Here is a 1,205-nt window from a genome sequence, read left to right on the forward strand (position 1 = left end):
CGGAAAGACGGCCAGACGGCGGAGGACGGCGGGGCGGACGGGAAGACCGGGGCGCGGCGTGCGCCCGGCGTGGCCCCGAAGTACGCGAAAGCGCGGCTGGGCGCAACCGCGTGCGGTGCGCGCCGGAAACCTGGCAGAGGGAATGGAAGAGCGGCGGGCGAAAGATGCCGCGCCCTCACGGCCTGCAGGGGGTGCCGGACGGGGGGAGCGGCAACGTCGCCGTCAGTTCACCAGTCGTTGCAGCACGCGGCGCAACACGTCACGCTCCAGTGGCTTGGCGATGTAGTCGTCCATGCCCGACGCCAGAAAACGTTCGCGATCGCCGCGCAGGGCATGGGCGGTCAGGGCCACGATGGGCGGACGCGCCCGACCCGTGCTGTGCGCAAGGTCGCTGATGCGCCGGGCGGCCTCGGTGCCGTCCATCTCGGGCATCTGGATGTCCATGAGGATGAGGTCGTACTCTGCCTCACCCGCCGCGCGCACCGCATCGGCCCCGTTCTCCACGCATACCGCGCGATGGCCCTCGCGCTCCAGCATGCGTTGCACGGTAAGCCGGTTGATCAGGTCGTCTTCCGCCACCAGCACCCGCAGCGCCCGTAGCGCCTGCAATTCCAAGGACGCCACCGCCGTGGCCGCACGGCATTCCGCGCAGGCTTCCGGAGAGACTGAGGGCGCGGAACCGGCGCGTGGAGTACCATCATGCGGCATGCCGTCCCCTCCGTTCATCCCGTCCGCCCCGTTCATCCCATTCACTCCATGCACCCTGTTCACCCCGTTCGTTCCGTTGACGGCGTCCGCCTTGGGCAGCGACAGGCAGACATGGACGGAAGTGCCCACGCCCTCCTCGCTCTCCATGGTCATGGTGCCGCCCATGCGCGCCACCAGGCGGCGCACGATGCCAAGCCCCAGCCCGGCCCCCTGGTAGCGCCGTGTGGACGAGCCATCCACCTGCGCGAAAGGTTCGCAGACCACGGCCAGCTTTTCTTCCGGAATGCCGATGCCCGTGTCGCGCACGGTGAACAGCAGCCTGTCGCCCCCCACCGGGCAGGCCAGGATGTCCACCCCGCCCTGATGGGTGAACTTCACCCCGTTGGCCGCCAGATTGTACAGCACCTGGCGCAGCCGCGCCGCGTCACCACGCACCCGCCGGGGCAGCGCATCGGCAATGAGCCCCAGGGCCAGCCCGCGCCGCCGCGCCGCCGGGT

1 protein-coding gene is annotated in these 1,205 nt (G+C 70.5%); it reads right to left on the minus strand.

The window, feature by feature from the left end; all coding sequences use genetic code 11:
- Positions 1-222 precede the first annotated feature (222 nt).
- Positions 223-1,205 (minus strand): ATP-binding protein (locus FVW27_RS16355; RefSeq protein WP_167127157.1); only part of this gene is annotated, 983 nt, incomplete at its 5' end.

It is taken from the genome of Nitratidesulfovibrio liaohensis, from assembly GCF_011682075.1.
Taxonomy (GTDB): domain Bacteria; phylum Desulfobacterota; class Desulfovibrionia; order Desulfovibrionales; family Desulfovibrionaceae; genus Cupidesulfovibrio; species Cupidesulfovibrio liaohensis.